We start from the raw sequence: 25913 nt of genomic DNA on the forward strand, positions 1-25913 counted from the left end.
GTCCGGCAGCGACCGGCCACGACAAAGGGGAAGAAAGACTATGCAGCTTGCACTTCGTCGGCACCTGCTGGCTTCGACCGTCCTGCTGGGCGCTTCGATGCTGGGCACCGCCGCCTATGCGCAGACCCAGGCCGCCGAGGCGGCTCCGGACGAGGGGACGATCGTCGTCACCGGGTCGCTGATCACCAACCCGAACCTCGAGCGTTCGGCGCCGGTCAACGTGACCACCTCGGAAGAAGTCGAGCTGCGCCAGACCAACGTCGCCGAGCAGCTGCTCCGCGAAGTTCCGGGTGTCGTGCCGTCGATCGGTTCGGCGGTGAACAACGGCAATGGCGGTGCGTCGTTCGTCAACCTGCGCGGCCTCGGTTCGCAGCGCAACATCGTCCTGATCGACGGCGTGCGCCTCGTCCCGGCCGAACTGAACGGCCGTTTCGACCTCAACAACATCCCGCTCGCTCTGATCGAGCGGACCGAAGTGCTGACCGGCGGTGCGTCGACCACCTATGGTGCGGACGCGGTGTCGGGCGTGGTGAACTTCATCACCAAGCGCAATTTCTCGGGCCTCGAGGTCTCGGCCTCGGAGCAGATCACCGAGCGTGGTGACGGCAACATCTTCCGCGTCGACGCGACCATCGGCGCCAACTTCGACGACGGCCGCGGCAATGCTGTCTTCTCGATCGGCTACCAGGAAGCGGACCCGGTCTATCAGGGCGCACGTTCGTTCAGCCGCTTCAACATCTCGGCCCTGAACCGCGCGGTTTCGGGTTCGGGCACCGCGGTTCCGTCGACCTTCTCGGGCGTGAACCCGACCGGCACGGCCTGCACCACCGCCGCGACCTGCGCTCCCGTCCAGGGCAGCCGCCAGGTCAACGGCGCCGGCAATGCGTTCAACGCGACGAGCGCGCAGAGCGTGCCGTTCAACTTCAACCCGTACAACGTCTTCCAGACGCCGTTCCAGCGCTTCAACATCTTCGGCCAGGCCAATTATGAGGTCACCGACGGCGTCGAAGTCTACACGCGCGGCCTGTTCTCGAAGAACACGGTGCAGACCATCATCGCGCCGTCGGGTGCGTTCGGCATCGCGGTCGACCTGCCGCTCAACAACCCGTTCCTGACCGATGCGCAGCGCAACGCGTTCTGCGCGTTCGACACGACCGCGAACGACGGCGTCTATACCCCGCGCTTCACGCCGGCCGAGTGCGCCGCGGCGGCCAACCCGGCGCTGCGTCCGGGCGACGCTGCGTATCGCGAAGCGACCGTCTCGCTGTCGCGTCGCGCGACGGAAGTCGGTCCGCGTGTCAGCACCTATGTCACGCAGATCTTTGACTATCGCCTCGGCGTCCGCGGCGGCATCACCGACTCGATCAACTACGACCTGTTCGGCTCGTACGGCGAGTCGGAGAACCTGCAGAACATCGGCGGCTACACGCTGAACTCGCGCTTCCAGCAGGGTGTCCGCGCTGGCGGCACGCGCGCCAATCCGGTCTGCTTCGACGACTCGAACGGCTGCGTTCCGGTCGATGTGTTCGGGCCCGAAGGCTCGATCACCGCGCCGATGGTCGACTTCCTGACCGCGGACAGCACCGTGCTCACCCGCACCACGCTCGCCCAGGCGCGCGCGACGGTTTCGGGCGACTTCGGCGCGACCCTGCCCTGGGCGTCGGATGCGGTCAGCTTCGCGATCGGTGGCGAATATCGCCGCTACACCGCGCTGCAGAAGTCCGACACGCTCGCCGAATCGGGTGACCTGGGCGGCGCCGGCGGCGCTTCGCCGTTCATCAACGGCGGCTTCGACGTCTATGAAGCGTTCGGCGAGTTGATCGCCCCGCTGGTGCAGGACAAGCCGTTCTTCCAGAGCCTGACTTTCGAGGGCGGCATCCGCTACTCGCACTACACGGTCAATGCTCCGGGTGCGCCGAAGTTCAACACCACCACCTGGAAGCTGGGCGGCAGCTGGGAGCCGATCTCGGCGATCAAGTTCCGCGGCAACTATGCCCACGCCGTGCGTGCGCCGAACATCGCGGAGCTGTTCAGCCCGGTGAACACCGGCCTGACCTCGCTGTCCGACGATCCCTGCGCCTCGATCGACGATCAGGGTAACGTGATCCGCGGCGTGCCGAGCGGAACGCTTGCCGCCGTTTGTACGGCTCAGGGCGCGCCGAACAGCTCGCTCGGCGCCATCCCGGTCCCGACTGCGGGTCAGGCCAACGCCACGGGTGGCGGCAACCTGAACCTGAAGCCGGAGAAGTCGAACTCCTGGACCGTCGGCGCGGTGATCCAGCCGGACTTCCTGCCGGGCTTCTCGGCCTCGATCGACTATTACAACATCAAGGTTTCGGGCGCGATCACCAGCCCGACTCCGGACGACGCGATCACCGCCTGCTTCGGTGAGCCGTCGGGCTCGCACACCGTTCGGCTGGCGAGCGGTCAGACCGCTGTGATCCCGGATTATACTCCGGGGGCCAATGCGGCGTCGTCCAGCGCCTGCACGATCATCCGGCGCAACCCGCTCCGTGGTGACCTTTCGGGCGACCCGGCGATCGCTCCGGGCCTGTTCCTCGCCACGTCGAACCTCGGCCGCCTGAAGACCGACGGCATCGACGCGACGATGAACTACAACACGGACCTGGGCTTCGCGAAGCTGGCCCTCAGCTTCGCCGGCAACTGGACGCGTGAGAATCGCTTCCAGGCGGTCACCGGGGTCGGCCTGTTCCGCCAGTGCGTCGGCTATATCAGCCCGAACTGCGGCTCGCTGCAGCCGGAGTTCAGCTGGACCCAGCGCACCACGCTGTCGTTCGAGAATGTCGACGTGTCGCTGCTGTGGCGTCACCTCAGCTCGTTCCGGATCGAGCCGGATGCCGCCGGGACCTTCGGGAATCTGGTCGGTGCGACGCCGAGCAACAACTCGACGCTGCCGGGCTCCCCGCAGCAGGGTGCGTTCGGGACGCGTAACCTCGGCTTCATCCCGTCGTTCGATTACTTCGATCTGGCGACGCGGATCGGCGTGGGCGACAACCTGACGCTGACGCTGACGGTGGCGAACCTGTTCGACAAGAAGCCGCCGCTGACCGGCCAGGACATCGGCACGACGTCCTACAACAGCGGCAACACCTTCCCGTCGACCTTCGACGCGCTGGGCCGCACCTATCGCGTCGGTGCCCGCCTGCGCTTCTAAGCGCCGACGGCTGACGCCAACAGAGAAGGGGCGGTTCCGAAAGGAGCCGCCCCTTTTTATGATCCTGCCTTTTGCCGCCGGCACTCAACATCTCACGCTCGTCCCGAGCGAAGTCGGGGGGCGCTGCTCGGAGCATGCGCCCCTCCACTTCGCGCTTTGGCCTCCGGTCGGGGCGAGCGATGTCGATCGCCAGACCGCGCCGCTCTAGCCCAGCAGTGCCCCCGGCAGCGTCATCGGGATCCCCGCGCGCTCCGCGGTCACTTCGGCCCAGCGCCCGACCTTCTCCAGCTCGTCGCGATGCGCGGCCGCCGCGCCTGCATATTCCGCCTCGCGCTCGGCGCGGCCGAACGCCTCGCCTGACTTCGAATTCCGGCCGAACGCGGCTGCCACGATCTCCGCGACCTGTGCCTCATTGACCCCCAGGCCATAGAGCCGCGCCAGCGCCGCCACACTCGCTTCGGGCGCATCGAGCAGCGACTCGCTGTCGAGCGTGCGAACCCGCGGTGCCAGCGCGCGGGCGAGCTCCGCGAACAGCGCCTGCTGCGCCAGCCACCCGGCGGCCGCGATCTGCAGGTCGGTCTGGCCGAAAAACTGCGCGTCATCGAAGCCCAGACGCTGCACCAGCCCGTCGGTCCGCAACCCCATGAACAGCTCGCGCACCCACAGCCGGCCATCCAGCCCCTTCTTGGCGACCGAGGTCAGGAACAGCGGCAGCGGCGCGTGCAGCAGCAGCGCTTTCGCGTCCGGGCGCAGCGCCATCATCATCGGGATCAGGCCGCTCACGATATTGGATGGCTTGATCACCACTGCCTCGCCGGCGGCGAACGGCCGCGCGAGCAGGGCCAGCGCGCCGTCCATCGCTTCGGCGACGTCGCGCCCCGATGCGCCGCGCCGTCGCCAGCCGGTGATGTCGTTGAGAATCGCCGGCTCCTTCAGCGCCATCGCCACCCCGTCTCGATCGAACGCGCGGGCGAGCAGGGTCGAGCAGCAGAAAGCCGAATGGAAGATGAAGTGCACCGGCGCGGCAGGCGCGGCGGCGGCCAGCGCCTGCCGACGATCGATCTCGAGGCGCTGAGCGTCCCTCGGCAGATATTCGTCGGTGACGAAAGTCGCCGCGCGATGCTCCTCGCGCGTGACGTGCCGGAACTGGACCGCGTCCTTGTTCTCGATATAACGATGCGCCAGCCACAGCGGGTCGCGGGGAATGGTCTGGGTATTGGGGCTCATAAACTCCGTTCGGGTTGAGCTCATAATCCCGTTCGGGCTGAGCTTGTCGAAGCCCCTTCCTTCTTTCCTTCTTTGACTGAGAAAAGAAAGGGTGGGCTTCGACAGGCTCAGTCTGAACGGGACCTAGCTTACCGCCAGTTCCAGCCGCCCATCCCCCTCGTCGGCCCTGACGGTCGCGCCGTCGCGCACATCGCCGGACAGGATCATCTCGGCGAGCGGGTCCTGCAGATATTTCTGCACCGCGCGCTTCAGCGGCCGTGCGCCATAGACCGGGTCGTAGCCGACGCGGCCCAGCCACGCGCGCGCGGCGTCGGTCAGCTCCAGCGTCACCTTGCGGTCGGCGAGCAGCCGCTGCACCCGCGCCACCTGGATGTCGACGATCGGGCCCATATGCTCCTGGCCCAGCCGGTGGAACAGGATGATCTCGTCCAGCCGGTTCAGGAATTCGGGTCGGAAATGGCCGCGCACGATCTCCATCACCTGCGGCTCGACCGACTTCACGTCCTCGTCGTCCGCGACCTGGCTTAGGAATTGGCTGCCCAGGTTCGAGGTCAGGATGATCAGCGTATTCGAAAAGTCCACCGTGCGGCCCTGGCCGTCGGTCAGTCGCCCATCGTCGAGCACCTGCAGCAGCACGTTGAACACGTCGTTGTGCGCTTTTTCCACCTCGTCGAACAGCACCACCTGGTACGGGCGCCGGCGAACCGCTTCGGTAAGAACGCCACCCTCCTCGTAACCGACATAGCCCGGCGGCGCGCCGATCAGCCGCGCCACGGCGTGCTTTTCCATGAATTCGGACATGTCGATCCTGACCATCGCGGACGCATCGTCGAACAGGAACTCGGCCAGCGCCTTGGTCAGCTCGGTCTTGCCGACGCCGGTCGGCCCCAGGAACAGGAACGACCCCAGCGGCCGGTTCGGATCCTGCAGGCCCGCGCGCGCGGCGCACCGCGGTCGAGACGGCGTGCACCGCGTCGGCCTGGCCGATCACCCGCTTGCCGATCACGTCTTCCATGTGGAGCAGCTTTTCGCGCTCGCCTTCCAGCATCCGGTCGACCGGAATGCCGGTCCAGCGCGAGACCACGCCGGCGATGTCGTCGGCGGTCACTTCCTCGCGCAGCATCGCGCCGGCCGCCGCGCCCTGCGCCTCGGCCAGCTGCTTCTCCAGCGCCGGGATCACGCCGTAGCTGAGCTCTCCGGCCTTCGCGAGATCGCCCTGCCGCTGCGCCTGCTCAAGCTGCATCCGCGCCTGGTCCAGCTGCTCCTTGACCTTGGCTTCGCCGGCGATCTTCTCCTTCTCAGCCTGCCAGCGCGCGGTCAGCTCGGCCGACTGCTGCTCCAGGTTCGCCAGCTCGGCGTCGAGGTTCGACAGCCGCTCCTGCGAGGCCGCGTCGGTCTCCTTCTTCAGCGCTTCGCGCTCGATCTTCAGCTGCATGATGCGCCGGTCGAGATTTTCGATCTCCTCCGGCTTCGACTTGATCTCCATCTGGAGCCGGCTGGCGGCCTCGTCCATCAGGTCGATCGCTTTGTCGGGCAGGAAGCGGTCGGTGATGTAGCGGTTGGAAAGCGTCGCCGCGGCGACGATCGCGCCGTCGGTGATCCGCACGCCATGGTGCAGCTCGTATTTTTCCTTGAGGCCACGCAGGATCGAGATCGTGTCCTCAACCGTCGGCTCGTCGACGAAGACGGGTTGGAAGCGCCGTTGCAGCGCCGCGTCCTTCTCGACATATTTGCGATACTCGTCGAGCGTGGTCGCGCCGATGCAGTGCAGCTCGCCGCGGGCGAGGGCGGGCTTCAGCAGGTTGCCTGCGTCCATCGCGCCTTCGGCTTTCCCCGCGCCGATCAGCGTGTGCATCTCGTCGATGAACAGGATGATGTCGCCTTCGGCCTGGCGGACCTCGTCGAGCACGCCTTTCAGCCGCTCCTCGAACTCGCCGCGATATTTGGCGCCGGCGATCAGCGCGCCCATGTCGAGCGCCATCAGCCGCCGGTCCTTCAGCGAGTCCGGCACGTCGCCATTGGCGATGCGCAGCGCCAGGCCTTCGGCGATCGCGGTCTTGCCGGTGCCCGGCTCGCCGATCAGCACCGGATTGTTCTTGGTCCGCCGGGCGAGGATCTGAATGGTACGGCGGATTTCCTCGTCACGGCCGATCACGGGGTCGAGCTTGCCCTCACGTGCCGCCTCGGTCAGGTCGCGCGCGAATTTCTTCAGCGCGTCGTAGCGGTCTTCGGCCGAGGCGGTATCGGCGGTGCGGCCGCCGCGAAGCTTGGAAATGGCGTCGTTCAGCCCGGCCGGCGTCACGTTCGCCTTGGCGAGCGCCTTGCCGGCGGCGGTGGTGGTCGCCAGGGTCAGCGCCAGCAGCAGGCGCTCGACGGTCACATAGCTGTCGCCTGCCTTGCTCGCGATCTGCTCCGCCTGGTCCAGCACGCGCACCGCGTCATTGTCGAGGCCGGGCGTCTGCTGCGCGCCGGACCCCGAGACCGACGGCACCTTGGCCAGCGCCGCGTCGGTTTCCTTCAGCGCCACCGCCGGGTCGCCACCGGCCGCGCGGATTAGGCCCGAGGCCATGCCTTCATTGTCTTCCAGCAGCGCCTTCAGCAGATGCTCCGGGCTGATGCGCTGGTGCGACATGCGGATCGCGACCGTCTGCGCCGCCTGGAGAAAGCCTTTCGCGCGGTCGGTGAATTTTTCGAGATTCATGCGGTCCCCTCAATCAAGTGCCGCCGATGTGGTGTGTCTTTCGTGCAACACAAGGCGCATCCGCCCCGAACGCGGTGCCGAAGCGGCATCAGGGCAGCCAGGCAACGGCGAGGTAGAGACTCATGGCCGGACGCTATCCCGGCCGTGGAGTGTGACGCAATGGAGCACGGATGGAGCGGACGCCCGCCCGCGCCTCAGCCGGTCGCGACCGTCAGGCCGACCAGGCGATCTTCGCGCAATTGAAGCGGTGATAGAGCGTGTCGATCAGCTGCTTCAGGGCGGGGCGCTCGAACGGCTTGACCATGAAAGTATCGGCGCCGAGCTGGCGCGCGCCCTCGATCACCTCGTGCTCGTCGGCGGCGCTCAGCATGATGATCACGGTCCGGTCCAGCGCCTCGTTCTCGCGCACCCCCTTGACCAGCTCGAGCCCGTGCATCTCCGGCATGTGATAGTCGGCGATGATGATGTCGGGCATTTCCCGCCGGGCAAGTTCGAGTCCGTCGGCGCCGTTCTCGGCGGCATGGATCTGCGTGAGGCCGAAACTCTTGAGCGCGCTCCGCACCAGCCGGCGCATCATCTCGTCGTCGTCGACGATCACGGCCTTCAGCTGGTCCGGCGTCACCGACGCGCTGCCGTCGTCCCAGGCATGGCACGGCAGGTCGAGGTCGTCGTCGTCGCGTGGCAGGGTCATGGCCGCGCCTTTTACCGCAAAGGCGTTTCCGGTTCCTTATCGGTGGCGGCTCGGCGAAGGTTTAACCCGCATTTTACCTCGCCTTGCTAGCCAGGTCCGATCCATCGCACGCCGCCAGCCATTGGAGGAAGCAGCGAGACGGAAGGATATGCCGGGCACGTGGGCGAGGAGCTGAGCAACGACTATGGGGCCAGGGCGGCTCCGCCGGGCATGCCCGATCCCGCCTCGGCGTCCTGGGATGCCATCCGCGTCTATCCGCGCATGCCGTTCGACGGCCATCCGTTCGAGGTCCGGATCAAGGGGCGGTGCTGCTCGATCCGGCTGCGCGACCTGTCGTGCGGCGGCGCCTCCGGCCTGTGTGACGAGCCGCTCGACGTCGGCGCCTATGTGATGCTCCGCCTCGCCGCCCAGCAGGTGGTGGAGGCGGAAGTGCGCTGGGTGCACCTGATGAAGGTCGGGCTCAAATTCACCCGGCCTCTCGCTCCCGGCCTGGTCCGCCGACTGCAGCAGGCCCATGGCACCTTCGTCACCACGCGCGCCGGCGGGTGACCGCCACCACGCGGACATGGAAAACGCCGCCAGCGTGGCGCTGACGGCGTTTCCCAGCCCGACCCGAGGGCGAGCGTGATCAGGCGTAAGTGACGACAGCCCGGCGGCGGCGCCGCGCGGCGCTGCCGAGCAGGCCGAAGCCGCCCAGCATCATCGCCCAGGTCGCGGGCTCCGGAACCGCGATGACGCCGGCGCTGGTGCGCACATAGATCGTCTCCGGCACGCCCGCGACCGGGCCGTTGACGCCGTCCGTGAAGCGGCCGGCCGCCGCATCGCACAGGTCCACGTGCGCATAGTCGCTCCAATATTCCGACGTGAAGCGGTAGGAGCTGTGATCGGTGAAGCCGCACGACGGGCTCGGCGCGGCAAAGCCCGGCCGCACGAAATCGGTCCATTCGGGGCGGAGCGCCCATTCGGACACGGTGGCGGTGCGCCAGCCTTCCGCGGCACGATAGCTCGCGGGCTCGATATTGCCGGGCCCGAATTCGTTCGGCGCGATCGGCCCGGCATAGACCCAGTCCAGCCCGGTGTTGTTGAAGTTGATGATGACTTCGGAATCCGGAATCACGATCGATGCACTGATCTTCGCGTCGGCCGAAGTCGCGGCGCCCGCCAGCGCCGCGCTCGCCAGGATGGCGGCAATGAAACCCCGTTTGCGCGTCATGTGACAAACCCCCTTTTACGTCTGCCCCCGCCGGCGGCGGGTGGCGGCGACAGAACGAAGTCGCTGCTGTCAATTTAGCCGCGAACGAACGCCGCCGATAGGAATTTCCGGCCAGATTGGCGCTGCGATCGCAATTGTCTCGCATTGGCACAATGGCGGCGCAGGCGTGCTCACCCCATGCGGTAGGTCACGCTGAACCCCAGATGGTCGGACAGCGCCCGTCCGTCGGGCCCGCGCCCGAACACCACCGATGCGTGATCGGGCGCCAGTCCTTCCGCCTTGCCCGGGGCGAAGAATTCGAAGTCGCGTGCGCGGCGGATGATGAAGGCGGCGTCGCCGCTCCGGTCCACCCGTCCCGCCGCGACGCATGCGCGCAGTGCTTCGCCGCCGCGGCCATCGCCGATCGATTCCCAGCCCGATGCCCGGCCGGCGAGCGCTTGCCAGCGGCCCGGCGCCACCCCGACGTTGAAATCGCCGGCGACGATCAGCGGCCGGGCGGGATCGGCGGCGCGCCGCAGGAATCCGTCCAGCAGCGCCACCTGCGCCCGATAGGCGACGATCGATCGCGCGTCGGGCACGCCGGAAGCCGCGTGCGAGTTCAGGTGCGTCGCCGCGACCTGCACCGCGCCCTTGCCCGGCACCTCGATCGTCACCAGCAGCGCGCCCTTGTTCGCCAGGCAATCGAACCCGGCACACGCCTCAGGCGGAAACGCCATCCGCCGGACCGACAGGATGGGGAAATCCGAAAAGACGCGCAGGCCGCTGCCTTCCCATTTCCCTTCCGTCTCGCCCTTGTCGGCGCGGGCGCCCGCGGCGAATGACGGATCGAGCCGCACCGCCGCCGCGTCGCGTTCGCCTGCCGAAGGGCCGGTCGCGGCAAAGCGATAGCCGCCTTCCGCTCCGATCCGCGCCGCCTCGGCCGTGAAGGCCTCCTGCAGCACGACCACGCTCGGCTGCCGTCCCGCCATCCGCAGCTGCGCCAGCCGCTGCCCGATCTCCGCCAGCTCCGCGCCGCGCGGCTCGACGATCGGCCAGGGCAGGCCATGGACATTGTAGGTCAGCACGCTGAGCGGCTCGTTCGGATGGGCGGGTTGCGGCGGCAATCCGCCGGCCCCGCCCGCCCGCGGCGCCCAGGCCAGCAGCGGCAACAGCATCGCAGCGATCAGCGTCCGGTTCATCGGCGGCGTCCTTGCGCTATCGGCCCACAGACGCCGCTCGCCGCCAAGACCCGCACGGAGGTTCACGCGACTATCGCTTGCGGACCGCGCCGGCGCGCGCGAATATGGGCCTGACGGGTCGTGATCGCTCTGGATAGGGGGACGCGGTGTTCGGCAATCTCGGGACATCTGCATTGATCGGCCTGTTGCTGGGGCTGGCGGCGATCGCCTTTCTCCAGCCGACGCGGACGGCGGGCGCGACGCTGGTGATGGTGGTCTGCCTGGTGGCTGCCATTTCCGTGGGCAGCCTGCTCCGGTCGCGCCGGACCGCCAGACGGCATCGCGGGAAGCGCCGATGAAGCGCGCTCTTCTTCTGCTCTGCTCCGTGACTTTGGCGGTGCTCGGTCCCGCGCACGCATTCCAGTCGGCGCAGGCGCAACAGCCGCGGGCGGGCGCCCAGCCGGTGCCCGGCGCGTCGCCGCTCGTCTGCCCGACCGGGCAGCACGTGCTTGAGGATCGTTGCGTCGAGGACGGCGAGGACCCGGACCACCGGTCCGGGAACTACGGCAACCTGTCGACCGGTGTCGCGGCGGGCGTGGTCGCCGGCGCCTTGCTGGGCAGGTCGTTCGCGGCGCGCACGTCTGACGCGCGGCGGCTGGTGCCGGTCCGGATGTACCTCCCGGCCCCGGCCATCCCGCCGCGCGGGATCGGCGCCTATGGCGTGGTGGCCCTGCGCGGGTTGCCCACGCCTGCCACCCGCGCCCGGCTGTGGCGGCTGTGCCAGTCCTTCGTGAAATATCTGCCGCGTCCGGAAGCGATCCCGAACAGCGTGCGCCGGTCGGACTGGATGGTGACGGTCTGGCCGCTGACCCAGCCCGAGGCCGCGCCTGCGAAGAAGGATGACTGCGACTTCGTGATCGACCATTACGATCTTTACGGCGGGATCAGCGCCATCCAGGACGCCGAGCTGCAGGGCGCGGACCTGAGCGGCCCGGGCCCGTTCCTGATCGGCTGGTCGCCGGCAAGCAGCCGGGGCGTGAAGGACAAGGTCGTGCTCACCTTCGACATGTCGTCGCTGGACAGCCAGGAAAGCTTCGACCGCGCGTTCATCTGGTGGCAGCAGCGCGTCGTCTCCGACCCAAAGCTGTGGCGCCACGGATGGTCGGTCGAGGCGATCAGGCTTTCGGTCCGCGACTTCTTCGATCGCTATGGCGAAAGCGCGCTGAACGCGATCAGGTTCTTCGGCGGCAAATAGGGCAGGGGTGCGGGCCCGTCCGCGCGCCGCTACAGTCGACGCAATGACCGGACCCGGACCACTCTTCGACGCGATTCCTGCTGGCGACACCATTGGCCTTGCCGTGTCCGGCGGTCCGGACAGCCTCGCATTGCTGTTGCTCGGCGCGGCCGAGCGGCCGGGACGCGTCCGCGCCGCCACCGTCGACCATCAGCTCCGCCCGGAATCGCGCGCCGAGGCGGAAGCTGTCGGGGCGCTCTGTGCCGAACGCGGCGTGCCGCATGACGTGCTGACCGTCAGCGTCGAAGGGAGCGTGCAGGCGGCGGCGCGGGAAGCGCGCTACGCCGCGCTGGGCGAATGGTGCGCGGCCCACGGCCTCACCCATCTTGCCACTGGCCATCATGTTGACGACCAGGCCGAGACTTTGCTGATGCGCCTCGCGCGCGGCGCCGGGCTGTCGGGCCTGGCCGGCATCCGCGCTGCCCGCCCGCTTTGCCCCGGGGTGACGCTGGTCCGGCCGCTGCTCGGCGCGCGCAAGGCCGAGCTCGAGGCGATCGTCGCCGCCGCCGGCATCGCGCCCGCGCGCGATCCGAGCAATGCCGACCCGCGCTACGACCGGACCGCGGCGCGCGCGCTGCTTGCCGGCGCCGCCTGGCTCGATCCGGCGCGGCTTGCGCACAGCGCGGCGCATCTGGCCGAGTCCGACGCCGCGCTCGAATGGGCCACGGACCGCGCCTGGGCCGAGCGGTTCGACGGCGCCAGCCTTGATCCCGCAGGGCTCCCGCCGGAATTGCTCCGCCGCCTGGTGCTTCGCATTTTCGCCAGCCACGGCGAGGTTCCCCGCGGCGCGGACCTCGCGCGGCTGATCGCGTCTCTTCAGGCCGGCCGTGCCGCCACGCTGGGCACGCTCAAGGCCGGCCCCGGCACGCGCTGGACCTTCGCTCCCGCGCCTCCGCGGCGGCCGCGCTAGCAGGCGACGGCCGCCGCCTGTCGATCAGGCGAAGCGCACCCGCGCCCGGCCGGCTCGCATGCCCATGCCCACGGCGCCGAAGCCCAGGATCATCAATGCCCAGCTCGCCGGCTCCGGCACCGCGTTCGCGTTGAAGGCGATGAAGGTCGGCTGATATTGTTCCGGCCCCTGGCCCGGCCAGGGCAGCAGCCCAGACGGGTTGGTGGTCGCGGTGGTGGACGTCAGCAGCGTCCCGCTCAGCTCATATTCGTCCCAGACCATGCCGGCGCCGAAGCTGACCGTGTTCGTGCCGAGGTGAGCGAACGAGTTGCCCGCGCCCATCTCGGAATGGTTGAACACGGAGGAGCCGTTGTTGTTCAGGTTCAGGTTGAAATCGAGCGTCCGCGTGCCGCTGTTGCCGATGGTCAGCGCGAAGAACGGGAAGATAGAGCCCGCCTGCAGCGTCGTCCATTCTCCGGCGCCGGCCGCGGTCAGCCGATAGGTGAAGGTGTCGCCGGCGACCAGCCCGGTCGTCGTCGGGTCGTCGCTGCCGGCCGCAAGCGACGCCATGCCGCCGCCGCTGTAGATCACGTTGAAGGTGTAATTGGCGGCTGCCGCCGGCGCCGCCAGCGCGAACAGCATGGCGGTGCCAATCAAGAGATTCCGGGTCATGCTTACCCCCTTGGTCAGTTGCTTCTTGCGCGACCGAACCTGGTTTCCCTTATCTTCATATTGTGCGCTCACAGGCGCCGTCCGTCAATCTCGCCGCCCGCGCGGCCGGGCGGGGGCATGCGAACATCCGGTCCACCGCCGCCATTGTCGGTTAACTCCTCGGCACCTATGTTGTGGGCCTGTTCCCCGTGAGATTCGCCTGCGATGAACGACAAGAAGGATCCGAACGCGTCCAACCCCTGGATGAAGAGCCTGCTGATCTGGCTCGGCGTCGTGCTGGCGCTGGTGCTGTTCGTGTCGATGTTCGACACCAAGACGCGCACCGCGAGCGGGGAGGGGATTCCCTATTCCGAGTTCCTGCAGCGGGTCGATGACGGCTCGGTCAAGGACGTCGCGATCGCCGACAACATCATCAGCGGGACCTACACCAACGATTCGACGTTCCGCACCCAGGCGCCCGACGATCCGCGCCTGATCGACCGGCTGATCGCCAAGAACGTCAAATTCTCGGCAAAGCCGAAGGAAGAGCCGAGCTTCTGGATGATCCTGCTCTACCAGTCGCTGCCGTTCCTGCTGATCCTGGGTGTCGCGTTCTTCGTGATCCGCCAGATGCAGAAGAATGCGGGCTCCGGCGCGATGGGCTTCGGCAAGTCCAAGGCCAAGATGCTGACCGAAAAGCACGGAAAGGTGACGTTCGACGACGTCGCCGGCATCGACGAGGCGCGCGAGGAGCTGCAGGAGATCGTCGATTTCCTGAAGGACCCGACCAAGTTTGCGCGGCTGGGCGGCAAGATCCCGAAGGGCGCGCTGCTGGTCGGCAGCCCCGGCACCGGCAAGACCCTGCTCGCCCGCGCGATCGCGGGTGAGGCGGGCGTGCCCTTCTTCACCATCTCCGGTTCCGACTTCGTCGAGATGTTCGTCGGCGTCGGCGCCAGCCGCGTGCGCGACATGTTCGAGCAGGCGAAGAAGAACGCGCCCTGCATCGTCTTCATCGATGAGATCGACGCGGTCGGCCGCCATCGCGGCGCCGGCCTCGGCAACGGCAATGACGAGCGCGAGCAGACGCTGAACCAGCTGCTGGTCGAGATGGACGGCTTCGAGGCGAACGAGGGCATCATCATCATCGCCGCGACCAACCGTCCGGACGTGCTCGACCCGGCGCTGCTGCGCCCGGGCCGTTTCGACCGCCAGGTCGTCGTCCCGCGCCCGGACATCGAGGGCCGCGAGAAGATTCTGGCCGTTCACATGAAGAAGGTGCCGCTGGCGCCGGACGTGGACAGCCGCACGATCGCGCGCGGCACGCCGGGCTTCTCCGGCGCCGACCTCGCCAATCTCGTCAACGAGGCCGCTTTGCTGGCCGCGCGCAAGGGCAAGCGCCTGGTCGCGATGCGCGAGTTCGAGGAAGCCAAGGACAAGGTCATGATGGGCGCCGAAAGGAAGTCCATGGTCATGACCGAGGACGAGAAGAAGGCGACCGCCTATCACGAGGCCGGCCACGCGCTCGTCTCGCTGCACGTGCCGAACTGCGATCCGCTGCACAAGGTGACGATCATCCCGCGCGGCCGCGCGCTGGGCGTGACCTGGAACCTGCCGGAGCGCGACCGCTATTCGATGTCGATGAAGCAGATGAAGGCGCGGCTCGCGCTCGCCTTTGGCGGCCGTATCGCCGAGCAGCTGATCTACGGCAAGGACGAGCTGAACACCGGCGCCTCCAACGACATCCAGCAGGCCACCGACATGGCCCGCGCGATGGTGATGGAATATGGCATGAGCGAAAAGCTCGGCTGGCTGCGCTACCGCGACAACCAGGACGAGGTGTTCCTCGGCCACTCGGTCGCCCGCTCGCAGAACGTGTCGGAGGAAACGGCGCGGCTGATCGACCAGGAAATCCGTCACCTGATCGAGGAAGCCGAAGCGACCGCGCGCAAGGTGCTGACCGACAATCTCGACCAGCTCCACCGCCTTGCCGAGGCCCTGCTCGAATATGAGACGGTCACCGGCGAGGAAGCCAAGCGCGCGATCGCCGGCGAGGACATCGGCCGCGAGGACCAGAACAAGGGCCGCGTCGTGCCCCTGGTCGCCGGCGGCAGCTCGATCCCGAAGACCCGGCCCAAGAAGCCCGGCCCCTTCGGCGACCCGGCCCCGCAAGGCGCCTGACACCAGCATCACCAAGGGCGGCGCCGGAGCAATCCGGCGCCGCTTTTGTTTGGGTCCCCGCGGCTCTGCCCCCTCACCCCGCTCGCGCTGCGCGCGAGTCGACCTCTCCCCGTCGGGGAGAGGGAAACGGCAGCTAACTCCCATTGCAGCCGCGTCGCGCCCGGCGCAAAGGCGCCGCCATGACGGCGAACCTCCTCTACATCCTCCTCGCGGTTGCCGGCGGCGTGCTGATGGCGGTGCAGGCGCCGACCAATGCGGTGCTCGCGCGGGCGTCGGGCTCGCCGGTGCTGGCGGCGCTGATCTCGTTCGTGGTGGGGACGGTCGCGCTCGCGGTGCTGCTGTTCGCCGGCAGCGGGCCGCGCACGCTCCCCGGCGCCCGCGCGCTGCCCTGGTGGGCGTGGATCGGTGGGCTCTATGGCGCCTTCTTCGTCGCGATGGCGGCGTTCGTCGTGCCGCGGATCGGCGTCGGCGCCTTGCTGACCGCGGCCGTCGCCGGCCAGCTCGCCGGCGCGCTGCTGCTCGACCATTACGGACTGCTCGGGCTGGAGCCGCGCCCGGCTACGCTCGCGCGAGTCTTCGGCCTGGTGCTGGTCTTCGCCGGCGCCTTCCTCGTGCGGCGCGGCTGAGGCGCGACTAACCCAGGTGAATTCCGTTGCGCAGGCGCGACGAACGGAGCCGTAACGGGCGGAACTAAGTCCCTGTTCCGGCGCTTTTACAGGCGTGCCAGCCGATGAGTGAGTGGGGCGCCGCGGTCCTCGCGGATGCTGAAGTGCGGGCTGGCGATCGAAGGAGCGCTATGAAATCTGGATCTTCCCGTCGCCGCGAGCGTCAGGCTTTCTCCGGCGGATCGTCCGTCAAGCCTACCCTTTTGTGCTTCTCGCACCTGCGCTGGAATTTCGTGTTCCAGCGGCCGCAGCAGCTGATGAGCCGCTTCGCGCGCGATTACCATGTGGTGTTCTGGGAAGAGCCGATCTTCGACGCGGTTGCGGAGCCGTCGCTGGCGCTGTCGATCTGCGCCAGGTCGGGCGTCACCGTCGCCGTGCCGCACCTGAACCCTGACGAGGCCGACCTGCACGAGCGGCAGCTTCGCCGCCTCGCCGACGAGCTGGTCGCCAGCCGCCCGGGCCCGCTGGTGCGCTGGTACTACACCCCGATGATGCTGCCCTTCTCGCGGCACCTGGCGGCCGACTGCACCGTCTATGACTGCATGGACGAGCTCGCGAATTTCAAGTTCGCGCCGCCCGAATTGCTGCCGCTGGAGCAGGAGCTGATCGGGCTCGCCGATCTCGTCTTCACCGGCGGCTACAGCCTCTATGAGGCGAAGCGCGGCCGGCACCTGAGCGTCCACGCCTTCCCCTCCAGCGTCGACGTCCGGCATTTCGGCCAGGCGCGCGCGAAGCAGCCGGACCCGGCCGACCAGGCGAGCCTGCCGCGCCCGCGCTTCGGCTTCTACGGCGTGATCGACGAGCGGATGGACCTGGATCTCCTGTCGGAGGTCGCGGCGAAGCGCCCGGACTGGACCTTCGTGATGGTCGGCCCGGTCGTGAAGATCAGCCCCGACGATCTCCCCACCCAGCCGAACATCGCCTGGCTGGGCGGCAAGGACTATGCCGAGCTCCCCGCCTATCTGTCGGGCTGGGACGTGGCGATGATGCCGTTCGCGATCAACGAGGCGACCAGGTTCATCTCGCCGACCAAGACCCCCGAATATCTGGCCGCGGGCCGCCCGGTCGTCTCGACCCCGATCAAGGACGTGATCCGCCATTATGGCGAGCTCGACGCGGTGCGGATCGCGAGCAATCCGGCCGACTTCATCGCCGCCTGCGAAGCCGCGCTCGCGCTGCCGAAGGAAAACCGCGAGTGGCTGCGTCCGGTCGACGCGCTGCTGTCGACCATGTCGTGGGACGAGACCGCGTCGCAGATGCAGGCGCTGATCGCCGAGGCAGCCGCCGAGCGCCGGGCGGTGCAGCCGCGTGCGAACAAGCCGCATTACGATGTGCTCATCGTCGGGGCGGGCTTTGCCGGCTCGGTGATGGCGGAGCGCCTTGCGCGCGATGGCGGCAAGAAAGTGCTGGTGATCGACCGGCGCCCGCACATCGCCGGCAACGCCTATGATCTGCCGAACGAGGACGGCATTCTCTACCACCTCTACGGCCCGCACATCTTCCACACCAACTCGGAAGAGATTTTCGCCTATCTGTCCCGCTTCACCAAGTGGCGGCCGTACGAGCACCGCGTGCTGGCGAGCGTGCGCGACAAGCTGGTGCCGATGCCGATCAACCGCACCACGCTGAATAGGCTCTACGGGCTCGACCTGCAGACCGACGCCGAAGCGGAAGCGTTCCTGGAAAGCCGCGCCGAGCCGGTCGACGAGATCAGGACCTCGGCCGACGTCGTCGTCTCCAAGGTCGGGCGCGAGCTCTACGAGACCTTCTTCCAGGGCTATACCCGCAAGCAATGGGGCATGGACCCGTCGGAGCTCGACAAGTCGGTGACGTCGCGCGTGCCGACCCGCACCAACACCGACGACCGCTATTTCACCGACCAGTTCCAGGCGATGCCGCTGGACGGCTTCACGCGGATGTTCGAGGCGATGCTGGACCATCCGAACATCGAGCTGCGGCTCGGCGTCGAGTGGGAGGATGTGCGGCGCGAGGTGATGTACGACAAGCTCGTCTTCACCGGCCCGATCGACGAATATTTCGGCTATCGCTACGGCAAGCTGCCCTACCGCTCGCTGCAATTCCGGCACGAGACCTTGGACACCGAGCAGTTCCAGCCGGTCGCGGTCGTCAATTACCCGGCCGAAAGCGTGCCCTATACCCGGATCACGGAATACAAATACCTGACCGGGCAGACGGCGCCGAAGACCAGCATCACCTACGAATATCCGTCGGCCGAGGGCGATCCCTATTACCCGATCCCGCGGCCCGAGAACCAGGCGCTGTTCAAGCGTTACGAGGCGCTTGCGCTGGCCGAGCCCGACGTCGTGTTCGTCGGCCGCCTCGCCACCTACCGCTATTACAATATGGACCAGGTGGTCGGGCAGGCGCTCGCGACTTATCGCCGGATGAAGGCGGCCGAGGACGAGCAGCGCGAGGCGCTTGAGGCAGCCGCGCTGCGTGCGACCGCCAGTGAACGCCCGGCCATGTTCGCGCGTTCGGCATTGATCGCACGCACCGGCAGCTCGGAGGCGGCGGCAACTCCAGCGGAGTGAAGGCCATGGCGGAAAATCGGCCGCGCGTTCTCGTCACCGGCGGATCGTCGGGCATCGGCTTCGAGCTGGCCCGGCAGTTCGCCGAAAGCGGCCATGACGTGACGCTTGCCGCGCAGGAGGTCGACAAGCTCGAAGCCTCCGCCGAGCTGATCCGCGAGCGCGCGCCCGACGTCGCGGTCGACACGATCGCCGCCGATCTCGCGTCGGAAGCCGGCGTCTATCAGCTCCACCGCGAGCTGAAGGCGCAGGGTCTGGTCGACATCGTCTGCGCCAATGCCGGCATCGGCTCGGGCGGCGGCGACTTCACCGAAACCGATCTCGATCAGGAGCTGCGGCTGATCGACCTCAACGTGCGCGGCCTGGTCCAGCTGTCGAAGCTGGTCGCCCGCGACATGGCGGAGCGCGGGGAGGGCCGCATCCTCTACACCGCCTCGATCGCCGGTATCATGCCGGGCCCGTTCGAGGCGGTCTATGCCGCGTCCAAGGCGTTCGTGCGCTCGTTCGGCGAGGCGCTGCGCAACGAGCTCGCCGACAAGGGCATCCACGTCACCGTGTTCATGCCCGGCCCGACCGAGACCGACTTCTTCGCCCGCGCGAACATGGAGAATACGCCCGCCGGCCAGGCGGCCAAGGACGATGCCGCCGATGTCGCCGCGCAGGCGATCCAGGCGCTGCAGGCGGATCGCCACGCCGCGCTGACCGGCAGCCTGAAGACTCGCGTGCAGGGCCAGGTCGCCAAATGGCTGTCGGACCCGGCCCGCGCCGCCGTCCATCGCAAGCAGACGGAGCCGCTGGACCGCGAGGGGCAGGACAGCGGCGGCCTCGGCCCCGCCGCGATCGGCGGCCTGTTCTTCGTCGGCGCGCTCGCCGCCGCCGGCACCGCCGCCTGGCTGCAAAGCCGCGAAGAACCGGCACGCCGCCGCGAGCCGAAGGCGGACTTCGAGGTGGCCGGGCGATAGGCTTATAGCACCGTCTTTCCATCCGCCGTTGATGTGATAGTGTCGCATCAACAGGTGGAGGCGCGGACGATGTTGATCTCGTTGCTCTTTCTGGTTGCGCAATCGGCGGCGCCCCAGGCCGGGCGGGCGGCCGATGCGGCCCCCGCCGCCGGCGACCCGACCATCGTGGTGGAAGGGACGGCCAAGACCGACGCCCAGATCCGCACCGAAGCCAAGACTTTCGTCCGCGCGGTCGCCGCTGCGCCCGATACCTCCGATCAGCTCGCGCGCTGGAACGAAGCCATCTGCCCGAAGGTGATCGGCGCCCTGCCGGACGAGGAAAAGCCGATCCTGGAGCGCATCCGTGAGGTCGCGAAGGATGCCGGCATCAAGCTGTCGAAGCGCAAGCATTGCGATCCGAACATCCTGGTCGCCTTTACCAGCGATCCCTCCGGCGTCGTCCGCGAAGTGTTCGAAAAGCAGCCGCACCGGGCGCGAAGCATTCCCGTCGCGGCGCGGAGCGACCTGATCTCGGGTGCCTATCCGGTCCGCTGGTGGTACGACCTGAAGCTGGAGGGCCGCTACGGCGAAGCGCCGATCGGCGACAATCCGGCGCTGCTGAACGCGCTCGACACCACCCGCGGCTCGGTCTCGATGGGCAAATTCGCCCAGTCCGAAAACCAGGCCGGCAACGTCGCCGACTATAGCAGCAGCCTGATCGGCACCAAGAGCCGGCAGAGCATCGGCGCGGCGACCATCGTGATCGACGTGAACCGGGTGAAGAAGCTGTCGCACGACGCGCTCGCGTCCTACGTCGCCATGGTCGCGCTCGCCCCGCTGAAGCTGCCGCCCAAGCCGGTGCCGACGCCGACCATCACCAACCTGTTCCGGGAAACGCCCGACGATCGCGCGGAGGACCTGACCGAATGGGACCGCGCCTATCTCGCCGCCCTCTACAAGGTCGCCGCCAACCGCTCCGCCGACAATCAGCGCTCGTCGATGACCGCCACCATCGCCAGGCACATGCGCGGCGACCAGTAGAGCGGGCTTAGCGCCTCTCCCCAGAGGGGAGAGGGCGACTCGCGGCGAAGCCGCGAGCGGGGTGAGGGGGCGAGAGCGACGCGAAGCGAGCGTGGATGGGGCTTAGCCCTCACCCTCCCGCCGCGTTGCGGCGGGCCCCTCCCTCTCCCGCAAGCGGGAGAGGGGCTCCCAGGACCTCCGCTTCCACAACCGTCTGGCCTCTCGCACGTTTGCCGACTAATCCCCCTGCCATGTCTCGGATCGCATTTATCGGCATGGGCGTGATGGGCGCCCCGATGGCTCGCCACCTCGCGCACAAGGGCCATGAGCTCACCGTCTACAACCGATCGCCCGCCAAGGCTGAGCGCTGGGTGGCGGAGAATGGCGGGCGCATGGCGTCGAGCGCGATGGAAGCGGGCGAGGGACAGGACGTCGTCATCACCTGCGTCGGCAATGACGATGACCTCGCCGAAGTCACTTTGGGCCGCGAAGGCGCGTTCCGGACGATGCGCCCCGGCAGCCTGTTCATCGACCACACCACCGTCTCGGCAAAGATCGCGCGGCAGCTGGCGGTCGAGGGCAAGACGCACGAGATATTGTGCGTCGACGCGCCGGTCTCGGGCGGGCAGGTGGGGGCGGAGAACGGCACGCTCTCGGTGATGTGCGGCGGGCGCGACAAGGCCGTCGAGGCGGCGCGGCCCTATATGGAAGCCTATGGCGCGCGGATCACTCATGTCGGGCCCGCCGGCGCCGGCCAGACCACCAAGATGGTCAACCAGATCTGCATCGCCGGCGCCGTCCAGGGCCTGGCCGAGGCGCTTCGCTTCGCCCAGCATGCCGATCTCGATCTCGACAAGGTGTTCGAGGCGGTGTCGGGCGGCGCGGCCGCCAGCTGGCAGATGCTCAACCGCTGGAAGACGATGGCCGCCGACGATTTCGATTTCGGCTTCGCGATCGATTGGATGCGCAAGGATCTGGGCCTCGCGATCGACGAAGCCCGGACCAACGGCGCGACGCTGCCGGTCGCCAGCCTCGTCGACCAATTCTACGCCGACTGCCAGGCTCTCGGCTATGGCCGCCAGGACACCAGCGCCATCATCCGACGCCTGCCGAAATGAGAGCCTCTCGCAAGCGGAGAGTTGAAGAAACTCTGTCCTACACGGCCATGATCTCGCTATGCAGGCGGAATGATCGCGTCGCTCCTTCGCTCCGTCCCTGATTTCCGGCTTCCAAAGGTAACGCTTCTCCGCGTGACGTGCCGTGACTTTCGTTACCTTTGGGCCGCGCTGGCGCTGCTCGCGGTGCCTGCCCATGCCGATTCGCTGATCGACAATGTGAACGGGCTGACGCTCGACAAGGACGGCAAGGTCGAGCGCTTTACCGGCCTCGTCATCGACAAGGACGGGCGCGTCGAAAAGCTGCTCCAGCGCGGCGACAAGCGGCCCGATCGCGGCCTCGACTTCCGCTACGACGGCAAGGGGCGGGTGCTGATGCCCGGCCTGATCGACGCGCACGGCCATGTGATGGAACTGGGCTTCAAGGCAATGTCGCTCGACCTCACCGAAGCGAAGTCGCTGGACGAGGCGAAGGCGATGCTGGCTGCCTATGCGAAGGCCAATCCCGACCGGCCGTGGATCGTCGGCGCCGGCTGGAACCAGGAGCAATGGGGCCTCGGCCGCTTCCCGACTGCGGCGGACATCGACGCGATCGTCCCGGACAGGCCGGTCTGGCTGGTCCGCGTCGACGGCCATGCCGGCTGGGCGAACAGCGCCGCGATGAAGGCCGCCGGCGTCACCGCCGCGACGCCGTCGCCGGCCGGGGGGCGCATCGAAAAGACCGCCGGCGGCCAGCCCGCGGGCGTGTTCGTCGATGCCGCGCGCCGGCTGGTCGAGAAAGTGGTGCCTGGCCCGCAGCCGCGCGAGCGCGACATCGCCCTGTCGAAGGCACAGGCGATCCTGCTCGGCTACGGCATCACCGGCATTGCGGACATGGGCACCTCGGTCGAGGACTGGAACGTGTTCCGTCGCGCCGGCGACGCCAATGTGCTGAAGGTGCGGATCATCTCCTATGCGCTGGGGCTGGAGCCGGCGCTGTCGGTCGCAGGCGCCGGCCCGACGCCGTGGCTCTATGACGACCGGCTGCGGATGGTCGGGATCAAGCTCTTCGCCGATGGCGCGCTCGGCTCGCGCGGGGCGTGGCTGAAGCAGCCTTATGCCGACGCGCCGAAGGAAACCGGCCTGGGCTTCATGGACGATGCGAAGATCCGCAACCTGATGGTCCGTGCGGCGATGGACAAATTCCAGGTCGCGATCCACGCGATCGGCGATCGCGCCGACGCGCAGGTGTTGAGCGCGATCGAGGAAGTCGCGCCCAGCTATCCGGACAATCGCCGCTGGCGGATTGAGCACGCGCAGATCGTCGATCCCGCCGATATCCCGCGCTTCGGCCGGTTCGGCATCATCGCCTCGATGCAGCCGACTCATGAGACTTCGGACCGGTTGATGGCGGAAGCGCGGCTGGGGCCGAACCGGCTTGCCGGCGCCTATGCGTGGGAATCGATCCGGCGCACCGGTGCCCACCTCGCCTTCGGTTCGGACGCGCCGGTCGAATCGCCGAACCCGTTCCCGGGCATGGCCGCCGCGATCACGCGCGAAGGGCCGGACGGGCAGCCGTTCGGCGGCTGGCAGCCGCAGGAGCGGGTCAGCCGCGAAGTGGCGCTCGCCGGCTACACCACGGAGGCGGCCTATGCCGGCAAGGCGGAAGACCGGATCGGAATGCTCCAGCCCGGCTACCGCGCCGATTTCCTGATCGTCGACACCGATCCGCTGCAGTCCACGCCGCAGCAGCTCCGCGCGACCAAGGTGCTTGAGACCTGGATCGGCGGCGAGCGGGTCTATGCCGCGAAATAGCCGTCTCGTCCTGGTCGCGCTGCTGCTGCTCGCCGGCTGCGACAAGATGACGGTCGGCAACCGGACCGAGCGCAGTGGCGACGTGCCGGTCAGGGTCGCCGACAGTGCCGACGAGAATGTCTCAGAAGTGCCCGAAGGGGTGGGGGCGCCGATGGCATGGCGCGTCGAGGACGGCGCCGCCTTCTACGGCGCCGCCAACCTGCCGCCGGAATTCGCGCTCCGCTGCGAACCGGCCAGCCGCTCGATCCTGTTCGAGCGCGCCGGCACCGGCACCGCGCTGAACCTGGCGGCGGGCGGGGTAGGGGTCAGCCTCGGCACGCGCGACCTCGGCAATGGCCGCGTGCAGGCGCGCACCGGCATGGGCGACGCCGTGCTGGACGCGATGGCGCGCCCGCAGTCGCAGATCACCGTTTCCGGCGGTCCGCAGACATTCACGATTCCGGGCGGCGTCGCGATCCGGCGCGTCGTCGATTTCTGCCGCAACCCGCCGGCTCCGCCCCCGCCCCCGGTCGAAAATGCGGCCGCGCCAGCGAACGGAATGGCGCCGGTGGCGCCGCCGCAGCCCGTACCGACCGCGACCCCCAGCTCAGGAGGCCAGCCGCGCTAGCATCGACGGGGTCAGCACTTGCGGCAGCACGTCCGGCTCGGCCGCGCCTGGGCGGTAATAAAGGTAGAGCGGCACGCCCGACCGTCCCTGCCGCTCCAGGAAGCGCCCGATCTCCGGATCGCCGTTGGTCCAGTCGCCGACCAGCACCGCGACGTTGTGTTTGGCAAAGGCGTCGGCCACCTCGGCTCGCTCGATCGCGCCTTTCTCGTTGACCTTGCAGGTCAGGCACCAGTCGGCCGTGAAGTAGAGGAAGACCGGCCGCCCCGCATCGCGCGCCGCCTTCAGCGCCGCCTCGCTGAACGGCCGCGCCTTCAGCACGCCGCCCGCTTCGGCGCGGGTGGCGATCGGGGCAAGGGTCAGCACCAGCCCGGCCGCGATCGCGGCGGCCGGGATCGCCGGCAGTATCGGGCGGCCGCGGACCTGCCGCACGCCGGCCCACCAGAGCGCGAGACCGAGCAGCAGTGCGGCGCCCAGCCCTACGATCATGCCGTCCACGCCCGCCTGCCGCCCCAGGATCCAGGCCAGGCCGAGCGCCGTCAGGAACATCGGCACGGCAAGGACGCGGCGCATCGTCTCCATCCAGGCGCCGGGCTTCGGCAGCCGCCGTCGCAGCGCCGGCACGAACCCGATCGCGAGGAAGGGCAGCGCCAGCCCGAGTCCGAGCCCGCCGAACACCGCAAGCGCTCCTGCCGCGGGCAGCACCAGGGCCGCGCCCAACGCCGCCGCCATGAACGGCCCGGTGCAGGGCGTCGCGACAAAGGCCGCAAGCGCGCCGGTCCAGAAGGCGCCCGCCGCGCCGCCCCGCGCGGCCAGCGCATCGCCGGCTCCGATCGTGCGCAGCTCGAACAGCCCGGCCAGGTTCAGCGCGACGGCCATGACCAGCAACAGCAGCAGCCCGATCACGCGCGGGTCCTGCAGCTGAAACGCCCAGCCGGCCGCGGAGCCGCCGGCACGGAGCGCCAGCAATGCGCCCCCGAGCGCCAGGCAGGTGGCGATCACGCCCGCCGCATAGGCGAGTCCCTCGCGCCGCGCCTCGCGCTCGTCGACGCCGGCACGCGCCAGCCCGAGCGCCTTCAGGCTCAGGATCGGGAACACGCACGGCATCACGTTCAGCAGCAGCCCGCCCAGCACCGCGCCGGCAAGGGCGGTCAGCACCGTCATCGCGTCCCACTTGGCCGCACCTGTCTCCCCGACCGGATCGCCCGCCGCCGGAACCGGCCCCGGCACCGCGGTCAGCGCCAGGCCGGTATCGTCGTCGATCTTCAGCACGCCGGCCAGCGCCGCCGGATTGCCCTTGGCCGCCGTCTCGACGATCAGCGCGTCGCCGTTGCGGCTGACGCTCTGCGGCGCGGCATAGTCGATCGCGTTTCCGGTCTCGGCGAAGAAATAGGGCTGCGCGACGGCGACGTCGGCCGGCAGCGGCACGGCGATGCGCATCCGGCCCTGCACCACTTCGAACCGCGCCTGCGCGCCCAGCGGCCGCGGCAGCTTCGCCCGCCACGCATCGAACCGCGCTTGCGTCGCCGGATCGATGCGGCCGCTCCCCACGGTCAGGTCGACGGCGATCGTTCCCCGCTCGGGGACGCAGACTTCGTCGGTGCAGGCGAGCCATTCGGCATCGCCTTCGATCCGCAGCGTCGCGCCGGGCCTGGCGTCCTTCGGCACCGTCAGCGGCGCGATCAGCGCATATTCGTGCTCATAGACATAGTTCATCAAGCCAGCGATCAGCAGCGTGCCCGGCACAGGATAGCGGAACGCGCCGACGCTCGCGCCCGCCGGGAGCCGCCACTTGACGTCGGGGGGCACGCCGGCGTCGCCCGGGTTCTGCCAATAGCCGTGCCAGCCCTTGTCCGGCGTCATCTCCAGCGCCAGCGCGATCGTTTGGCCGGGCGCGGGGGTAGCGCTTTCGGCGATCAGCCGCGGGTGGATGTGCTGCTGGCCCGGTTGCGCGAAGACCGCCGCGGGCCACAGTGCCGCCAGGATCAGCCACGCCCATGCGGATTTCAGTTTCGCGAGCATCCCGCTTTCCCTATCGGTTCACAGCCC

Annotated in this window: 19 protein-coding genes and 1 pseudogene; 13 read left to right on the forward strand and 7 right to left on the reverse strand. The window is 68.7% G+C overall.

Features of this window, described 5'->3' with window-relative positions; genetic code table 11:
• The first annotated feature begins 40 nt into the window (after window positions 1–40).
• Window positions 41–3175, forward strand: a complete 3135-nt coding sequence (locus GON01_RS14930) for a TonB-dependent receptor domain-containing protein (protein ID WP_157028140.1) — start codon at window positions 41–43, stop codon at window positions 3173–3175.
• 204 nt (window positions 3176–3379) lie between these two features.
• Here the strand turns inward: GON01_RS14930 and GON01_RS14935 are convergent, their stop codons facing one another.
• From GON01_RS14935 to GON01_RS14945, 3 genes and pseudogenes are all read right to left on the reverse strand, one after another.
• The gene (locus GON01_RS14935) at window positions 3380–4402 is read right to left on the reverse strand and encodes a hypothetical protein (RefSeq protein WP_157028141.1); all 1023 of its coding nucleotides are present in this window, start codon (window positions 4400–4402) and stop codon (window positions 3380–3382) included.
• Between the two features lie 123 nt (window positions 4403–4525).
• Window positions 4526–7103, reverse strand: a pseudogene (clpB, locus tag GON01_RS14940) (ATP-dependent chaperone ClpB).
• A gap of 211 nt (window positions 7104–7314) precedes the next feature.
• A complete protein-coding gene (locus GON01_RS14945; protein ID WP_157028142.1) occupies window positions 7315–7794 on the reverse strand; it encodes a response regulator in 480 nt (159 codons plus the stop codon).
• Window positions 7795–7953: 159 nt separating this feature from the next.
• On the opposite strand from GON01_RS14945, the gene GON01_RS14950 reads away from it, so the two are divergent.
• Window positions 7954–8343 carry a PilZ domain-containing protein gene (locus tag GON01_RS14950; protein ID WP_157028143.1) on the forward strand — a complete coding sequence of 130 codons (390 nt, stop codon included), beginning with the start codon at window positions 7954–7956 and terminating at the stop codon, window positions 8341–8343.
• Between the two features lie 79 nt (window positions 8344–8422).
• Here the strand turns inward: GON01_RS14950 and GON01_RS17100 are convergent, their stop codons facing one another.
• Both GON01_RS17100 and GON01_RS14960 read right to left on the reverse strand, forming a co-directional pair.
• Window positions 8423–9007: a PEPxxWA-CTERM sorting domain-containing protein gene (locus GON01_RS17100; protein WP_157028144.1), complete on the reverse strand. Its 585-nt coding sequence runs from the start codon at window positions 9005–9007 to the stop codon at window positions 8423–8425.
• Between the two features lie 170 nt (window positions 9008–9177).
• Window positions 9178–10185, reverse strand: coding sequence for an endonuclease/exonuclease/phosphatase family protein (locus GON01_RS14960; protein WP_157028145.1), 1008 nt, complete (start codon window positions 10183–10185; stop codon window positions 9178–9180).
• Between the two features lie 146 nt (window positions 10186–10331).
• Between GON01_RS14960 and GON01_RS14965 the strand changes: the two genes are divergently transcribed.
• Genes GON01_RS14965 through tilS form a run of 3 tightly spaced genes read left to right on the forward strand, consistent with a single transcriptional unit; the run spans window position 10332 to window position 12368 of the window.
• The gene (locus GON01_RS14965; protein WP_157028146.1) at window positions 10332–10523 is read left to right on the forward strand and encodes a hypothetical protein; all 192 of its coding nucleotides are present in this window, start codon (window positions 10332–10334) and stop codon (window positions 10521–10523) included.
• The gene (locus GON01_RS14970; protein WP_157028147.1) at window positions 10520–11419 is read left to right on the forward strand and encodes a hypothetical protein; all 900 of its coding nucleotides are present in this window, start codon (window positions 10520–10522) and stop codon (window positions 11417–11419) included. The genes GON01_RS14965 and GON01_RS14970 overlap by 4 nt, the downstream gene beginning before the upstream one ends.
• Window positions 11420–11462: 43 nt before the next feature.
• Window positions 11463–12368: a tRNA lysidine(34) synthetase TilS gene (gene tilS / locus GON01_RS14975; RefSeq protein ID WP_157028148.1), complete on the forward strand. Its 906-nt coding sequence runs from the start codon at window positions 11463–11465 to the stop codon at window positions 12366–12368.
• A gap of 24 nt (window positions 12369–12392) precedes the next feature.
• Here tilS and GON01_RS14980 read toward each other — a convergent pair whose 3' ends face one another.
• Entirely contained in the window at window positions 12393–13019 is a 627-nt protein-coding gene (locus GON01_RS14980) for a PEPxxWA-CTERM sorting domain-containing protein (protein ID WP_157028149.1), read from the reverse strand.
• A 204-nt stretch (window positions 13020–13223) separates the two neighbouring features.
• On the opposite strand from GON01_RS14980, the gene ftsH reads away from it, so the two are divergent.
• From ftsH to GON01_RS15020, 8 genes are all read left to right on the forward strand, one after another.
• The gene (ftsH, locus tag GON01_RS14985; protein WP_157028150.1) at window positions 13224–15176 is read left to right on the forward strand and encodes an ATP-dependent zinc metalloprotease FtsH; all 1953 of its coding nucleotides are present in this window, start codon (window positions 13224–13226) and stop codon (window positions 15174–15176) included.
• Between the two features lie 179 nt (window positions 15177–15355).
• The gene (locus GON01_RS14990) at window positions 15356–15802 is read left to right on the forward strand and encodes a DMT family transporter (RefSeq protein ID WP_157028151.1); all 447 of its coding nucleotides are present in this window, start codon (window positions 15356–15358) and stop codon (window positions 15800–15802) included.
• Window positions 15803–15972: 170 nt separating this feature from the next.
• Window positions 15973–18393 carry a UDP-galactopyranose mutase gene (gene glf, locus GON01_RS14995; protein ID WP_232328865.1) on the forward strand — a complete coding sequence of 807 codons (2421 nt, stop codon included), beginning with the start codon at window positions 15973–15975 and terminating at the stop codon, window positions 18391–18393.
• Window positions 18394–18398: 5 nt separating this feature from the next.
• A complete protein-coding gene (locus GON01_RS15000) occupies window positions 18399–19352 on the forward strand; it encodes an SDR family NAD(P)-dependent oxidoreductase (RefSeq protein ID WP_157028152.1) in 954 nt (317 codons plus the stop codon).
• Between the two features lie 69 nt (window positions 19353–19421).
• A complete protein-coding gene (locus tag GON01_RS15005) occupies window positions 19422–20372 on the forward strand; it encodes a hypothetical protein (protein ID WP_157028153.1) in 951 nt (316 codons plus the stop codon).
• Window positions 20373–20602: 230 nt separating this feature from the next.
• Window positions 20603–21469, forward strand: coding sequence for an NAD(P)-dependent oxidoreductase (locus GON01_RS15010; protein WP_157028154.1), 867 nt, complete (start codon window positions 20603–20605; stop codon window positions 21467–21469).
• 69 nt (window positions 21470–21538) lie between these two features.
• The gene (locus tag GON01_RS15015) at window positions 21539–23260 is read left to right on the forward strand and encodes an amidohydrolase (protein ID WP_157028155.1); all 1722 of its coding nucleotides are present in this window, start codon (window positions 21539–21541) and stop codon (window positions 23258–23260) included.
• On the forward strand, window positions 23247–23867 hold the full coding sequence (locus GON01_RS15020; RefSeq protein ID WP_157028156.1) for a hypothetical protein: 621 nt from the start codon (window positions 23247–23249) through the stop codon (window positions 23865–23867). The genes GON01_RS15015 and GON01_RS15020 overlap by 14 nt, the downstream gene beginning before the upstream one ends.
• Here the strand turns inward: GON01_RS15020 and GON01_RS15025 are convergent.
• On the reverse strand, window positions 23847–25886 hold the full coding sequence (locus GON01_RS15025) for a protein-disulfide reductase DsbD family protein (protein WP_157028157.1): 2040 nt from the start codon (window positions 25884–25886) through the stop codon (window positions 23847–23849). The genes GON01_RS15020 and GON01_RS15025 overlap by 21 nt on opposite strands.
• Window positions 25887–25913 lie beyond the last annotated feature (27 nt).

Origin of the sequence: Sphingomonas horti, from assembly GCF_009753715.1 — a bacterium.
Classification (GTDB): domain Bacteria; phylum Pseudomonadota; class Alphaproteobacteria; order Sphingomonadales; family Sphingomonadaceae; genus Sphingomonas_B; species Sphingomonas_B horti.

Excerpts from the sequence above, each read along its gene's own strand:
- GON01_RS14930 (WP_157028140.1), top strand. The coding sequence starts at position 41 with ATGCAGCTTGCACTTCGTCGGCACCTGCTGGCTTCGACCGTCCTGCTG.
- GON01_RS14935 (WP_157028141.1), bottom strand. The coding sequence starts at position 4,402 with ATGAGCCCCAATACCCAGACCATTCCCCGCGACCCGCTGTGGCTGGCG.
- GON01_RS14945 (WP_157028142.1), bottom strand. The coding sequence starts at position 7,794 with ATGACCCTGCCACGCGACGACGACGACCTCGACCTGCCGTGCCATGCC.
- GON01_RS17100 (WP_157028144.1), bottom strand. The coding sequence starts at position 9,007 with ATGACGCGCAAACGGGGTTTCATTGCCGCCATCCTGGCGAGCGCGGCG.
- GON01_RS14960 (WP_157028145.1), bottom strand. The coding sequence starts at position 10,185 with ATGAACCGGACGCTGATCGCTGCGATGCTGTTGCCGCTGCTGGCCTGG.
- GON01_RS14970 (WP_157028147.1), top strand. The coding sequence starts at position 10,520 with ATGAAGCGCGCTCTTCTTCTGCTCTGCTCCGTGACTTTGGCGGTGCTC.
- tilS (WP_157028148.1), top strand. The coding sequence starts at position 11,463 with ATGACCGGACCCGGACCACTCTTCGACGCGATTCCTGCTGGCGACACC.
- GON01_RS14980 (WP_157028149.1), bottom strand. The coding sequence starts at position 13,019 with ATGACCCGGAATCTCTTGATTGGCACCGCCATGCTGTTCGCGCTGGCG.
- ftsH (WP_157028150.1), top strand. The coding sequence starts at position 13,224 with ATGAACGACAAGAAGGATCCGAACGCGTCCAACCCCTGGATGAAGAGC.
- GON01_RS14990 (WP_157028151.1), top strand. The coding sequence starts at position 15,356 with ATGACGGCGAACCTCCTCTACATCCTCCTCGCGGTTGCCGGCGGCGTG.
- glf (WP_232328865.1), top strand. The coding sequence starts at position 15,973 with ATGAAATCTGGATCTTCCCGTCGCCGCGAGCGTCAGGCTTTCTCCGGC.
- GON01_RS15000 (WP_157028152.1), top strand. The coding sequence starts at position 18,399 with ATGGCGGAAAATCGGCCGCGCGTTCTCGTCACCGGCGGATCGTCGGGC.
- GON01_RS15005 (WP_157028153.1), top strand. The coding sequence starts at position 19,422 with ATGTTGATCTCGTTGCTCTTTCTGGTTGCGCAATCGGCGGCGCCCCAG.
- GON01_RS15010 (WP_157028154.1), top strand. The coding sequence starts at position 20,603 with ATGTCTCGGATCGCATTTATCGGCATGGGCGTGATGGGCGCCCCGATG.
- GON01_RS15015 (WP_157028155.1), top strand. The coding sequence starts at position 21,539 with ATGATCGCGTCGCTCCTTCGCTCCGTCCCTGATTTCCGGCTTCCAAAG.
- GON01_RS15020 (WP_157028156.1), top strand. The coding sequence starts at position 23,247 with ATGCCGCGAAATAGCCGTCTCGTCCTGGTCGCGCTGCTGCTGCTCGCC.
- GON01_RS15025 (WP_157028157.1), bottom strand. The coding sequence starts at position 25,886 with ATGCTCGCGAAACTGAAATCCGCATGGGCGTGGCTGATCCTGGCGGCA.